Below are 13,105 nucleotides of genomic sequence, written 5' to 3'. Positions count from 1 at the left end.
GGTGTTTATAACAAAACATCATTAACAAAACATAATAAGACTCCGTTAGGAGTCTAGTTGTTTGTAGCGCGGGGTGCAACCCCGGGGAAATGCGTGCCCCCCGAATGCGTAACCCCAAAATCCGCCCCGGAAAATGTGCCCCCGGAATATGTTTGTATAAATCCCGGAATATATTTGTCCCCGGAATGCATTTACCCTATCACAAAATCGGATGCCGCTTGAATTCCTTCGTCCTGTCAAAAAGGTAACGATACGTAATCAGCTTACGGCTGGGCTTCGTACCCAGGCTTTCCGCTATATTCAACATTTTAGGATTAAAATCACCTATCCATTGCAGCTCATACTGCCTGTAGGAAAGGGTCCCCTGTATCACCTTGGCACCTTCCACGATCATAAAGGCATCCACTCCTTTACCCTGAAACTCGGGTACAACACCAAAAACGATCCCCGTGAATTTCTTACACTTTTTCATCAGCTTCATGTACAGGAACTGTAATTTCTGGAGCACCCCGAACTTCCCGTTCATATGTTTAAAGAACTGGTTCAGCTCCGGCAGGTTCAGCCAGCAGGCAACAGGCTCATTATTATGGTACGCAAACCAGACGATTTTCTCGTCCATTGCAGGAGCCATCTGTTTGAAGATATTCAGTGCCTGCTGTTTGGTAATATCTTTCCCACCTTCATGCCTGGCCCAGGCCTTGTTGTAGATGGTGGTGAAATCCCCAGCGTATTTCTCCAGGTTCTTTTTATTGATATATTCCGCACGATAGGCCGGGTCCTTGGCGAGAGCAGCATGCCGTGAGAAGAATTTCTCCTGTAGCTGCGTATCTACACCCATGGAATAACAGATCTGATCGAAGAATGGCTGGAAGCCATACGTTTCCATCAGCTGTTTATAGTAAGGCGGATTGAAGTTCATCCCATACAGCGGCTCATAAAATCCTTCTACCAGCAATCCCCACCAGCGATCACGTTCTCCGAAATTGATAGGACCATCCATTGCTTCCATCCCTCTTTCTTTCAGCCAGTCGCGGGCGGTGTCAAACAGCAGGTTGGCAGCCGCCTGGTCATCGATGCAATCAAAGAATCCCACACCACCTGTTGGTTGGGTATCTCCTTTAGTCCTGTATTTTTTATTGACAAAAGCGGCAATACGCCCGATGAGTTTACCGTTATTGTCTTTAAGTATCCAACGAATACATTCACCCTGTCTGAAGGCCTTGTTCTTCTGGGGATCGAATACCTGTTTGATATCCTTATCTAACGGACGTATCCACTCGGGAATATGTTTGTTCAGGACCACATGCGTATCAAGAAATTGCTTTTCTGTCTTTTTATTATTGACGATCACCAGTTCCATAGGGAGCGAATTTGAGGTGCAAAAATAGTGTTTAAAGTCGATAGTCGATAGGGTGGGGGAAATGGGACTCATAACTACGTCATCTGTCGATAATGGTTGCTGATGCAGGTACTTTTAACATTTATTTTTCAAATGGACGATTACTTTTATAACGTGTCTGTAGCCTGATTGTGTCCCGGCCTTTCATAATCCATTTACCCACTTATGTTAAAAAAAAGAAGGTGGCTGCTGCCTGCCATTATCATTCCTGTACTAGCGATCTGTTATTTTATGTTTTCAGGTAAGGCTGCCGATAGCAGCATTACTGCCAAAGTACGTAAAGGTAGTTTCCGTGATGTTGTAAACAGTTCAGGAGAACTGGAAGCGGAGAATACTGTATACGTTTCTGCACCTGCAGATCTGCAGGCAAACCAGATCTATGATGAGATCAAGATCCAGGATATGGTGGCAGAAGGTTCCCATGTAAAAGAAGGCGATTATATTGCCACATTAGACCCAACGTTGGTGAATAAACGCATCAGCGATGCACAGCTATCATTCGAGAAGTCCAATTCAACAGTCACCCAAACGGCACTGGATACAGCACTTACATTAAGGGAGGCTCGTGATCAGATGACCAATCTTCAATTCCAGATGGAACAGAAAAAACTGGCCCTGGAACTGAGTAAGTACGAGCCTCCCGCTACCATCAGGCAGGCAGAGATAGACCTCGAAAAGGCACAGCGTGACCTGGTACAGATGAAGGACAACTACAAGATCAAACAACAACAGGCAGCCACAAAAATGATACAGGCGCGCCGTGAAGCAGATGAATTCAGCAAACAGATAGGAAGGTTGGAAGAACTGAAGAGCCGCTTTATTATTAAAGCGCCGAAGAATGGATTGCTGGTATATATCAATGACTGGGCCAGCGGTGGCAAAAAGAAAACCGGCTCAGTAGTGCGCTCCTGGGATCCACGCGTAGCCATGCTTCCCGACCTTTCCACCATGTTGTCTAAAGTATATATTAATGAAGTCGACATCAGTAAAATACATCAGTCGCAACAAGTGACCATGGGACTGGACGCCTTCCCTGAAGTGAAGATGCAAGGGGTGGTGAAGACAGTGGCCAACATCGGTGAAACCCGTCCCGGCGCCACAGCCAAGGTTTTTGAAGTAAATATCAAACTCAATAAAGTGGATTCCATTCTTAAGCCCGGAATGACCACCTCCAATAATATCCTGATCAGCGAGTTGCCCGCTAAGCTGATCATCCCGCTGGAAGCAGTTTTCGCCAGCGGTAAAACCAGTTATGTCTATCTGAGCAAATCCGGCAACATCTCCAAACACCAGGTAGTGCTGGGTAAATCCAATGATGAAGAAGTGATCGTTGAAAAAGGATTAGCGGAAGGAGATATTGTTTATCTCTCTGAACCGTTATCAGCAAAAGACATGAAAATAACGACATTAAAATAATGTAATGCTGGACCGTAATTTCAACAACCTATACATCGCCCTGGATTCCCTCGGTGCGAACAGGCTGCGTTCTTTCCTCACGGCGCTGGGCATCATTTTCGGTGTCGCGGCTGTCATCGCCATGCTGGCTATCGGCAGGGGCGCACAGGCAGAGATCCTTGATCAGATGAAGCTTGTAGGTGTGAATAACATTGTGATCAAACCCAAGGCGGAAGAGAAGAAAGAAGAAGAACAGCAACAGGGGTCAGATGATAAATCGGCTGCTAAAACGGCTGCGACAAAGAACCGTTTTTCCAAAGGACTAAGCCTCGCTGATGCGGAGAGCATCCGCCGTATCATTCCTACAGTGGCTGCTATTAGTCCGGAGATGATCCTTGAACAGGACATCATCTACGGTAGTAAAAGCAGTAAACTGAAAATAGTGGGAGTAGAGCCTTCCTTCTTTGAGATCAATAACATTAAGATCGGTGCAGGCGATATATTCAATGAACGCCAGCGTGTAGCAGGAGAAGGTGTATGCATCATCGGCAGTGATGTGAAACGTAAGTTCTTTATTGCAGAAGATCCGCTGGGAAAAACAATTAAATGCGGCACACAATGGCTGAGGATCATTGGTGTTACAGAAGCAAAAACGATCAGCAAATCCACTAAAGAAAATCTTGGTATCAGGGACTATAACCTGGATATCTATATACCTATTCAGACATCACTGATCCGCTACAAGAATCCCTCGCTATACCTGGGCGCCGGACCACAGGGCATGTTCTTCGGAGGAAATAACGAAGCTCCGCAGAACAAGACCTTTCATCAGCTGGATGAACTCGTAATACAGGTGCACGCGGCAGAATCATTGTCTGAGTCAGCGACGATCATCAGTCGTATGTTACGCCGCAGGCACAATGATGTGCTGGATTTCGAGATCACTATTCCCGAACAGTTGCTCAAACAGCAGCAGAAGACGAAAGACGTATTCAACATTGTGCTCAGTGCTATTGCCGGCATTTCACTCCTGGTAGGAGGTATTGGTATCATGAACATCATGCTGGCCTCTGTGCTGGAACGTACCCGTGAGATAGGCATCCGTCTGGCATTGGGTGCGCAGAAGAAAGACATTGTGATGCAGTTCCTGTTTGAGTCAGTGCTGATCAGTCTTACCGGAGGTGTGATCGGTGTGATACTGGGCGTATCAGGCGCTTACCTGGTGGATAAGCTGGCAGATATCCATACCATTGTTTCAGGCATTTCCATCTTCCTGTCCTTCGTGCTGGCATCTGCCGTAGGACTCATCTTTGGTATTTCACCTGCCCGTAAGGCGGCTCATAAGAACCCGATTGAATGTTTGCGACATGACTAAAATACCTATTCTGTTTACCTTTTGCGGACTAATCACCTGTACTGTTACCTGTGCCCAACAAACATTGTCCTTACAGGGCGTTGTACAACAAGCGCAGCAACAATCTCCTTCTTACTATAAAGCGCGCAGTAGTGCATTGAACAGCCTGTATGCTTTCAGATATTATATAGCTGGCCGTCGCCCGCAGCTTGGTTTACAGGCCAGCAACAACAGCAGCTTTCTGGGGAATATTGAGAGTATCCGTCAGCCGGATGGTACCTATGCCTTCAGCCGCAGCTCTTACTCATTTACTTTAATGAGTCTCTCCGCTCAGCAGATAGTGCCCTTCACCGGTGGTCAGTTGTCTGTTGCCACCAACCTGCAGCGCAATGATGTATTTGATCCTTCCTCAGGTATCAGCTATCTGTCCACGCCTTTCTCCATCAACTATTCACAGCCTATGTTGCTGTACAATCCTTATCGCTGGGATGCCCGCATACAGCCCTTATTGTATGAGGAATCGAAAAAGCAGTATGTAGAAGCGCTGGAAAAAACAGGACTGGAGGCCTCCGGATATTTCTTTGATGCTCTGATGGCACAACAACAGGAGATGATCCTGCAGCAGAATGTGGCTAATACAGATACCCTGTACAGGATCTCCAAAGGACGTTTTGAACTGGGAAAGATTGCGGAAAATGAACTATTGCAGATAGAACTGAACTTACTGAACGCCCGCAATAATCTGGAACAGGCTACACTGAGCAAAGAGATTGCCTACCGGCAGCTAACACAATTCCTCTCATTGCCTAAGGGCAGCACCATACAGGTAGCCCTGCCGGATACAGTACCCTCCCTACAGATTCCCCTCGACATCGCTCAGCGTGAAGCACAGGATAACCGGCAGGCAGTATTGGCCTTCCGCAGGCAGCGCCTGCAGGCAGAGCAGGAAGTGGCAGAGGCGAGAGGAAATAACGGGTATCAGCTGAACCTTTCCGCCAACTTCGGACAGGCAAGACAGGGCGCCAGCATAAAAAACGCATATGGAGGCGGTAATTTGCAGCAGAACCAATTATTGAGTGTAGGTATCGCCATACCGATTATCGACTGGGGAAAGGCCCGGAATAGGGTCAGACAGGCCAAAGCGAACCAGGAACTGATAGAGATAGACATCCAGCAGCAGGAACGCAGTTTCGAGCAGGAGATCTATCTGCAAACACAACAATTCAATATTCAGCAGAAATTGCTGGAGAGTGCCGCTAAAGCAGATACCATTGCAAGGCAGCGTTATGAAATTACCAAGCAGCGGTACTTCATAGGTAAAATATCCATTACCGACCTGAACCTCGCCCAACAGGAGAAGGACATGGCGAATCAGAACTACATAAATGCGCTGCGTTCTTTCTGGACGTCTTATTACACAGTGAGGCTACTCACGCTGTATGACTTTGAGCGGTCACAGAAGATAAAGTACGAGTTCGCAGAAAGATGAGTCCGGACTTGGCATTATTTTTTCTACTCGCTTGACATGAAGCGACATGCAGGTTATACCGTTGTAATTATTTTCCTGTTGATTTTCCTGGTCCTGAGTTATTCCAGGCAGCAGAGCCGTGTGAAGAAGGTGTTGTCAGAAAATGAACGGCTCATCAATGAAAACCGTGATCTGAAGCATTCGTTGGATGTGAATAGTCAGACTGCTCGGCAGATTGCGGATAGGAGTGAGGTACGCGTGCGTTCCGAAGGGCAGTTTGTTGAACGGCGTACTTATTACCGCCGTAACTGGAAGCAATTTATTGCTGTTACTACGAGTGATTATCGTACCGGCTTCCTGGGAGGTATTAAGGATCTGCAGATCATTGTGCGGAATCAGTCGGAGTATCCGCTGGATAATGTTGTTGTGTCCGTACAGTACATGAGGGGAAATGACGAAGTATTCAAAACAGAGGAATATACCATCAATGATGTGCCGGCCAAGGGCACGAAATCTGTACAGGCGTCTTCCAGCCGGAAAGGCCAGAAGGTAGCTTTGCGGTTGCTCAGTATTACCAGTCAGCCGATGAACTTCTGTTGGGCTGTGAATAAGCCGGCGCCCCCCGGCAATCCTGATCCTTATTTGTGTACGCCACAGTGATAAACTGTAATTATGGCATTGACTATGTACTGAGAGAATAAGCAGAGAACTAGCAGAGAACTAGCAGAGAACAAGCGGTAGCCTGATTTTTTGGACTCTCTGTCATGTTGTGATTGCTGTTTGTTGATCCATATTTGCCTTTTCAAGAAGGCTTCTGCTTAATTTTTACGTTCCCTTCTTATTGCCTGGGGGATACCTGCTGCGATGCCAGTATGGAACTACGGGCTGTACCCCTTGCGAGCACTAAGTATTGGGCATTATCAAGCGTATGGGCTTCGGATTTCTACTTAACTCCTGTCAATCGTATAGAGGCTCGTCAAGGGCTAAGGCCCGCAGTCTCCATCTGGCTCGCAGCTGGTTCAGGACGGCTGGTAGCATTAATTGACAATTTCCTTTATTGTTTTCCCGCTTGAGCGACCTCATGCAGCCTGAGCTTTCCTACCTAAAATCTTGACTTTTTTCTTCCAAAAGCTTCTTATACAAATCTTGCCTAAAATTCATGAGGCTCATTATCAGTCTTATACAAAACAAGTATTTTATATAATCCTTGTAAGGTCTTTACCATAGTGTATTCGGTGAGATAACCCATATATAACCCATATATAAGCCATATATGACCCATATATAACCCATATTTAAAAGATATGGGTTATATATGGGTCATATATGGTTTGAGGATGGGTTATCTATGAATTACTATAAAGAACAGAATAGGATAAGACCCTTTTTGCAGGCTGTACAAATGGCTGGATACTCTTACATACTTACTCATTATCTGGTCGGCGATCTTCCAGCGGTGGTATCCAATGCGCATACACCTTCGAATGCGAGTTCAGAAAGGCGATTAACAGCTTCGGGGCGTCTTTTTGCGAGTATTCAGACCGGCTGACATCAAACAGCCTTGAACCCTGATTAGCGTCAGCCCGGTACCGGATTACTTGACCTACCTTTGCCCTGATGTTGACAATTCGGAATTTGATATCACCCATAAACATTCCTGCTAATGTTGCGGAGTTGTATGAGCAGGCGTTTCCGCCTGAAGAAAGGCGCAATCTCACTGCACAGCAGTTGTTACTGAACAATGGTGCTTTACGATTGGCATTGCTGGAGAATGAAGGTATTTATGCAGGTTTTGTATTCTATTGGGAGCTGACAGATTTTGTGTTTATAGAACATTTCGCCATCTCACCAGCGTTGCGGGGGAGTGGGATTGGCAGCAGTGTAATGCGCCTGATAGAACAGGAGCACCCGCGTATGGTGCTGGAAGTGGAGCCTCCGCATACTGAGGATGCGATCAGGCGTATCCGGTTTTATGAGGGACTGGGGTTTAAAGCGTATCCATTCCCTTATCTGCAGCCGCCATATCAGGTGGGAGGGGCGCCTCTATCAATGCTCTTAATGCAGAAAGGTATGCCCCCGGAGGAACATACCTTTACAAAAATCAATAGTGAAATCTATCTTGAGGTTTATGGCTGCCAGTGATTTATCTGTCGCCGCCCCTGTTGGCACGCTCACCACCACGAGGTGCTGAAGGCGCTGCTGAACGCTGGGGAGCTGCCTGCATCTGAGGCCTTGGCTGCGGCTGCATCTGAGGACGGGCCTGAGGTTGCATCTGCTGACGAGGCTGAGGCATCGCCTGACGTGGTTGTTCCTGAGGACGTGGCATCTGTGGTTGTGCCGGTCTTGCAGGTGCAGGAGCCGGAGTCGGCGTCATAGGACGGGACTCTGGTCTGTTGAAACGGTCAGGTCTTGGATTGTTATTGTTATTAACCGGATTCGCAGATGGAGCAGCAGGCATTGGCCTGGCTACAGGTGCAGATGGACGGTTGTCATTGTGCCTGTCGAACTCTGGTCTCATCGGACGATTTTCAATTGTCCTGCCGGGAGCGTTGTTATTCGGTACATCCGGACGGTTAATATTGTTCCTGTCTATCGTTCTGCCAGGCTGATTGTAGTCGGGACGGCCATCATTATTCCGGTCTGGAATGTTATCCGGACGACCATCATTGTTTCTGTCTACACGCACTGTTCTACCTGGTGTATTGGGTCTGTCGAAATTGTTCCTGTCGCTATTGTCACGGCCGTTATTGGTAATTGCACCTGAACGGGCAGGACGTAATGCAGACGGCTGCGGACGGTACATCCTTACCTCACCACGATCAACAGTAGCACGGCCGGGACGGTTGTCGTTCACCACACGTACCGGACGGATCTCGCTGCGGGTATAACGTTCAACATCACGGGTGGCAGGGCCACGGTAGTAAGTCCGGTTATTGATGATCGTCGTATTGTTGATGATCGTCGTATTGTTGTAAATATTTACACGTCTGCCTCTATCCACATAATACCTGTTCACATAGGGACTGGTGATATACTGACATGGTACGAAAGACCAGTATCCCACTGGAATATTAAAGTTTACGCCTATTGTCATACCAGGACCTAAAGGTGCCCATCCATAATAATCAGGGCTGTTTCTCCAGCTTACCCATGCTGGTCCCCATTCAGTACCTGGTACCCACATCCATCCATATGCATCATCAAAGGCCCAGCGTCCGTAGTGGAAGGGAGCCCATCCCCAGTCATAGTCAGACATCCAGGTCCAGCCATAGTCAGTATATACCCAGTGACCGGCAGTGGAGTAGGGTTGAAAGTCAGGCCCTGCGTTAGGGATCCACACCTGTCCGTAACTACCGTAGGTAGTCCAGCGGCCATAAGGACTCAACGCATCATAGAAACCTGATATAGAAACCTGTGCCTGCTGAGGAGGCATGGTGGTAGCGCAGGAAACGCCTGTCACAGCCATCGAAACAGCAATTACAGAAAGAGTTATATATTGTTTTATGTTTTTCATATCTGATTGTTTTAAAAAGGGTGTGGCAACTTATAATTTGTCCCAAAACAAAAATTGTTAGCGATTTAGTTCTGCACGAAGACTCTTAAATTTTAATTGTGAACGAATGCGTGGTATACTAACAGTTGATCAATTGTTAAGGCTGAAAGCTGGCCTGGAGCATCTCTTTAAGTTGATGGAACGGTGTCAGATTAGTAGCTTGACTATAATAAAACAATATCAGTGCCAGAATCATTAAATCCTTTGCCAGAGCAGCTTTGCTCAGTTTGGTAGGATGTGTTTTTAGCAAAATCTTCACAAAAATTGTTAAAAAAGTGTTAGTGGAAGGATGGTCTGAAAGGCAGGACTGCTAACGGTTGACGAGTATTTCTAATATCAGGAATTGCTTATAATAAAAAAAGATTATCTATTGGGAAGGGACTAATTTGGATAAGTTAAAAACGCTATCTTGCAGACCACATTCTTCGCCTAAACTTTAAGAACTAATTGACTTACAATTGCTAACTAAGGTCGATGGGCAATCGTCCATGGGATGCTTTACTATTTTTTGAATTTCCCCTATTAACAATTACCTTTGCGCCAAATTTAATAAACCGCTCATTTTAAGCATTTATAAACCTCTTAAAAATATGCCTAACACAGGTAAGATCAAGCAAATTATCGGTCCCGTGGTTGACGTCCACTTTGATGGAAAGTTGCCCGAAATCTACAACGCACTGGAAATTACCCGCGAAAATGGTCAGAAGGTAGTGCTGGAAGTACAGCAGCATCTTGGTGAAGATAGCGTTCGTTGCGTAGCAATGGACTCTACAGACGGTTTTGTGAGGGGAATGGCTGTTACCGACAAGGGTACTCCAATCAAAATGCCAGTGGGCGATGGCATCAAAGGTCGCTTGTTCAACGTGGTAGGTGAGGCTATTGATGGCTTGGGTGATGTTGACAGCAGCAATGGTTATCCTATTCACCGTAAGCCGCCTAAATTCGAAGATCTGGCTACAGATACTGAAGTACTGTTCACCGGTATTAAAGTGATCGACCTGATCGAGCCTTATGCAAAAGGTGGTAAGATTGGTCTGTTTGGTGGTGCTGGTGTGGGTAAAACCGTACTGATCCAGGAACTGATCAACAACATCGCGAAAGGTTACGAAGGTTTGTCCGTATTCGCAGGTGTGGGTGAGCGTACACGTGAAGGTAATGACCTGATGCGTGAAATGATTGAAGCAGGTATCGTTAAATATGGCGGGAAATTCCTGGAGTCCATGGAACATGGCGGATGGGATCTCAGCGCAGTAGATAAGGAAGAACTGAAGAAATCTCAGGCTACCTTCATCTTCGGTCAGATGAACGAACCACCAGGAGCTCGTGCTCGTGTGGCATTATCTGGTCTGACAATGGCAGAATATTTCCGTGATGGAGATGGTACTGCGGGTGGTGGTAAGGATATCCTGTTCTTCGTAGACAACATCTTCCGTTTCACCCAGGCAGGTTCTGAAGTATCCGCGCTGTTAGGTCGTATGCCTTCTGCGGTGGGTTACCAGCCTACACTGGCAACTGAGATGGGTCTGATGCAGGAGCGTATCACTTCTACCAAGAATGGTTCCATCACTTCCGTACAGGCTGTTTATGTACCTGCGGATGACTTGACTGACCCTGCTCCGGCTACTACATTCGCCCACCTGGATGCTACCACCGTACTGGATCGTAAGATCTCCGACTTAGGTATCTATCCTGCTGTGAGCCCGCTGGATTCAACATCACGTATCCTTTCTCCGGCTATCGTAGGTGAAGCACACTACAACTGTGCACAGAGAGTGAAAATGATCCTTCAGCGTTATAAAGAACTGCAGGACATCATCGCGATCCTCGGTATGGATGAATTGAGTGATGAAGATAAACTGACAGTATCCCGTGCACGTCGTGTACAGCGTTTCCTGTCTCAGCCTTTCCACGTAGCAGAACAGTTCACTGGTCTGAAAGGTGTACTGGTACCAATCGAAGAAACAATCCGTGGTTTTAACATGATCATGGACGGTGAAGTAGATGAGTATCCTGAAGCAGCATTCAACCTGGTAGGTAACATCGACGCAGCTATCGAGAAAGGTAAGAAACTGCTGGAAGCAGCTAAGAACTAATATTTTTCACCCTTAACTTTTAATATGTTATTAGAAGTATTAACACCTGAAAGAAAACTGTATTCCGGCGAAGTGTATGGTGTACAGCTGCCAGGCATTGACGGTCTCTTTGAAGTGCTGGATAAGCACGCTCCGTTGATCGCTGCCCTGGGTAAAGGCAGGATGAAGGTGCTGAAAGATAAGACACAGAGCGAATTCTATAACATAGAAGGAGGTTTCGTGGAAGTATACAGAAATAAAGCGACTGTGCTTGTGGAAGGTGCAGAAGTGAAATAAATTTTAGACGGTCAGACAAAAATGATCAGGGATTAACACAAATCATATTTGATGATAATTCCTGGTCACTGATCAGAAAGAAATAGGCCGGGTAGGATTACCCGGCCTTTCTTTTTGTCCTAACTATTCCAATCTAATTAATAAATAACCCTGTTAAAAGAGCGCAGTAAGACTACTGGCCAGGGCGTTGCACAAATCAGGTCCAGGCTGCGCAGAAAACAAGTCCTGCAGCGGCACTAGGGCCTGTTCCTATGAACATGAATGTCTTATGTCTCTTGAATGATTTTATTGCTTAAACCGTTTTAAAACAAAGTTTGTAACCCATTAAAAAAAGGGTTTCAATTACTTATGTCAAATTGTTCAGTTTTTTATTATATATCCAGGAAGGTGTAAACGTAATCTGGTTTGTCCTTCATAGGTATTATATTCGTTTCGGTATATAGTATTTTCCTTCCCTTCGATGTCCTATAGCAGGTTTACAAACAACAGAATGCTCTGACTACATTACTTTTTTGCCCTAGCAAGATATTTGATTTTTTTTAAATATCCTCGTGTGAAACAGGGGTTGGGCACAATGGTAATGTTCCCAACGACGTTAGTCATTGGGCTTCAAAGTGTAGGCATATAATAATTTTTCTAAATTTTTTTCCACAAACGGTAATAGAGCCGGTCTGCCCATACACGGAAGGGCATATACGTCATTAATTTAGCAGGGGATCTATAGGGAAGTTGGCCATGATGGCAAAGTTGCTGCCCAGGTTCTTCAAAGCCTGCGGCCATATATTCTGTTCTTTTTCCTCAAATACAAGTGGCACATTGCTCTCTGACAGGATCCATGATTTGTCATTGAGTTCATTTTCAAGCTGTCCGCCACTCCAACCGGAGTAACCAATAAAGAATTTGATTTTGTTGAGATCCAGGCGACCACTGTTAATCAGTGATACTACCTGATCAAACTCTCCGCCCCAGTATACACCCTGACTGATCTCAAAGCCGCCTCTGATCAGTTCCGGCTGTTGATGTATGAAATGGATGGTATCTATCTGTACCGGACCTCCGTAGTAGATCTTGATGTCATTTATGAGTACTTCAGGTACAAGGTCATTTAAATGTTGGTCAAACACTTTGTTGATCACGAAGCCAAAACTGCCTTTGTCTTCCTGGTGTTCACACAGCAACACTACGGTACGGGCGAAGTTCTGATCTTTTAGGAAAGGGTCAGCTATCAGCAGTATTCCAGGCGATAAAGAAACCATAACACAAACAATTTTATCACTAACCAAATTTAACTAATTGAAAGCAAGTATAATAGTATTTATTCCAGATTTACTTGCCAGAATCATGTATTATTTCAGGGACAGGGAAAAACTTGAATTCCTGCATAAAAGTCGCGCAGGTAAGCTCCGTTAGGAGCGTCCTTGTTTGTAGCCCGGGGTGCAACCCCGGGAATAAAACGGGAATAAATGGGTGCAACCCATGTAAAACATAAAAGGAGGCTAGAAAGCCTCCTTACCATTTTATCAACCAAAATCTAAATCGCTTATGGAAACGAATCCATGTCGATGTA

At 45.8% G+C, this 13,105-nt stretch carries 10 protein-coding genes; 7 read left to right on the top strand and 3 right to left on the bottom strand.

Features of this window, described 5'->3' with window-relative positions; translation table 11 throughout:
• Positions 1-199: 199 nt before the first annotated feature.
• Positions 200-1,360: a hypothetical protein gene (locus BLR32_RS00970; RefSeq protein ID WP_089828374.1), complete on the bottom strand. Its 1,161-nt coding sequence runs from the start codon at positions 1,358-1,360 to the stop codon at positions 200-202.
• Positions 1,361-1,564: 204 nt separating this feature from the next.
• Between BLR32_RS00970 and BLR32_RS00965 the strand changes: the two genes are divergently transcribed.
• From BLR32_RS00965 to BLR32_RS00945, 5 genes are all read left to right on the top strand, one after another.
• Complete coding sequence (locus tag BLR32_RS00965) at positions 1,565-2,815, top strand: efflux RND transporter periplasmic adaptor subunit (protein ID WP_089828373.1); 1,251 nt, start codon at positions 1,565-1,567, stop codon at positions 2,813-2,815.
• Between the two features lie 4 nt (positions 2,816-2,819).
• Complete coding sequence (locus tag BLR32_RS00960; RefSeq protein WP_089828372.1) at positions 2,820-4,169, top strand: ABC transporter permease; 1,350 nt, start codon at positions 2,820-2,822, stop codon at positions 4,167-4,169.
• Positions 4,162-5,637 (top strand): TolC family protein, encoded by a 1,476-nt coding sequence (locus BLR32_RS00955; RefSeq protein WP_089828371.1) that lies wholly within the window; start codon positions 4,162-4,164, stop codon positions 5,635-5,637. The genes BLR32_RS00960 and BLR32_RS00955 overlap by 8 nt, the downstream gene beginning before the upstream one ends.
• Positions 5,638-5,673: 36 nt before the next feature.
• Entirely contained in the window at positions 5,674-6,276 is a 603-nt protein-coding gene (locus BLR32_RS00950) for a hypothetical protein (protein ID WP_089828370.1), read from the top strand.
• 975 nt (positions 6,277-7,251) lie between these two features.
• Positions 7,252-7,758 carry a GNAT family N-acetyltransferase gene (locus tag BLR32_RS00945; RefSeq protein WP_176842116.1) on the top strand — a complete coding sequence of 169 codons (507 nt, stop codon included), beginning with the start codon at positions 7,252-7,254 and terminating at the stop codon, positions 7,756-7,758.
• A 1-nt stretch (position 7,759) separates the two neighbouring features.
• Here BLR32_RS00945 and BLR32_RS00940 read toward each other — a convergent pair whose 3' ends face one another.
• Positions 7,760-9,130: a DUF6600 domain-containing protein gene (locus BLR32_RS00940; protein WP_143011314.1), complete on the bottom strand. Its 1,371-nt coding sequence runs from the start codon at positions 9,128-9,130 to the stop codon at positions 7,760-7,762.
• Between the two features lie 629 nt (positions 9,131-9,759).
• Here BLR32_RS00940 and atpD point away from each other — a divergent pair.
• Both atpD and atpC read left to right on the top strand, forming a co-directional pair.
• Positions 9,760-11,262: a F0F1 ATP synthase subunit beta gene (atpD, locus tag BLR32_RS00935; RefSeq protein ID WP_089828367.1), complete on the top strand. Its 1,503-nt coding sequence runs from the start codon at positions 9,760-9,762 to the stop codon at positions 11,260-11,262.
• A 24-nt stretch (positions 11,263-11,286) separates the two neighbouring features.
• The gene (atpC, locus tag BLR32_RS00930; RefSeq protein WP_089828366.1) at positions 11,287-11,538 is read left to right on the top strand and encodes an ATP synthase F1 subunit epsilon; all 252 of its coding nucleotides are present in this window, start codon (positions 11,287-11,289) and stop codon (positions 11,536-11,538) included.
• A 701-nt stretch (positions 11,539-12,239) separates the two neighbouring features.
• Here the strand turns inward: atpC and BLR32_RS00925 are convergent.
• The gene (locus BLR32_RS00925; RefSeq protein ID WP_089828365.1) at positions 12,240-12,794 is read right to left on the bottom strand and encodes a YqgE/AlgH family protein; all 555 of its coding nucleotides are present in this window, start codon (positions 12,792-12,794) and stop codon (positions 12,240-12,242) included.
• Positions 12,795-13,105: the final 311 nt, after the last annotated feature.

The sequence above is a fragment of the Chitinophaga filiformis genome (assembly GCF_900102545.1).
GTDB lineage: Bacteria > Bacteroidota > Bacteroidia > Chitinophagales > Chitinophagaceae > Chitinophaga > Chitinophaga filiformis.
Note: the sequence above shows the minus strand (reverse complement) of the source record. Positions and strands in the feature narration are given on the sequence as shown.

Excerpts from the sequence above, each read along its gene's own strand:
- BLR32_RS00950 (WP_089828370.1), top strand. The coding sequence starts at position 5,674 with ATGAAGCGACATGCAGGTTATACCGTTGTAATTATTTTCCTGTTGATT.
- atpD (WP_089828367.1), top strand. The coding sequence starts at position 9,760 with ATGCCTAACACAGGTAAGATCAAGCAAATTATCGGTCCCGTGGTTGAC.
- BLR32_RS00955 (WP_089828371.1), top strand. The coding sequence starts at position 4,162 with ATGACTAAAATACCTATTCTGTTTACCTTTTGCGGACTAATCACCTGT.
- BLR32_RS00925 (WP_089828365.1), bottom strand. The coding sequence starts at position 12,794 with ATGGTTTCTTTATCGCCTGGAATACTGCTGATAGCTGACCCTTTCCTA.
- BLR32_RS00960 (WP_089828372.1), top strand. The coding sequence starts at position 2,820 with ATGCTGGACCGTAATTTCAACAACCTATACATCGCCCTGGATTCCCTC.
- BLR32_RS00970 (WP_089828374.1), bottom strand. The coding sequence starts at position 1,360 with ATGGAACTGGTGATCGTCAATAATAAAAAGACAGAAAAGCAATTTCTT.
- atpC (WP_089828366.1), top strand. The coding sequence starts at position 11,287 with ATGTTATTAGAAGTATTAACACCTGAAAGAAAACTGTATTCCGGCGAA.
- BLR32_RS00940 (WP_143011314.1), bottom strand. The coding sequence starts at position 9,130 with ATGAAAAACATAAAACAATATATAACTCTTTCTGTAATTGCTGTTTCG.
- BLR32_RS00965 (WP_089828373.1), top strand. The coding sequence starts at position 1,565 with ATGTTAAAAAAAAGAAGGTGGCTGCTGCCTGCCATTATCATTCCTGTA.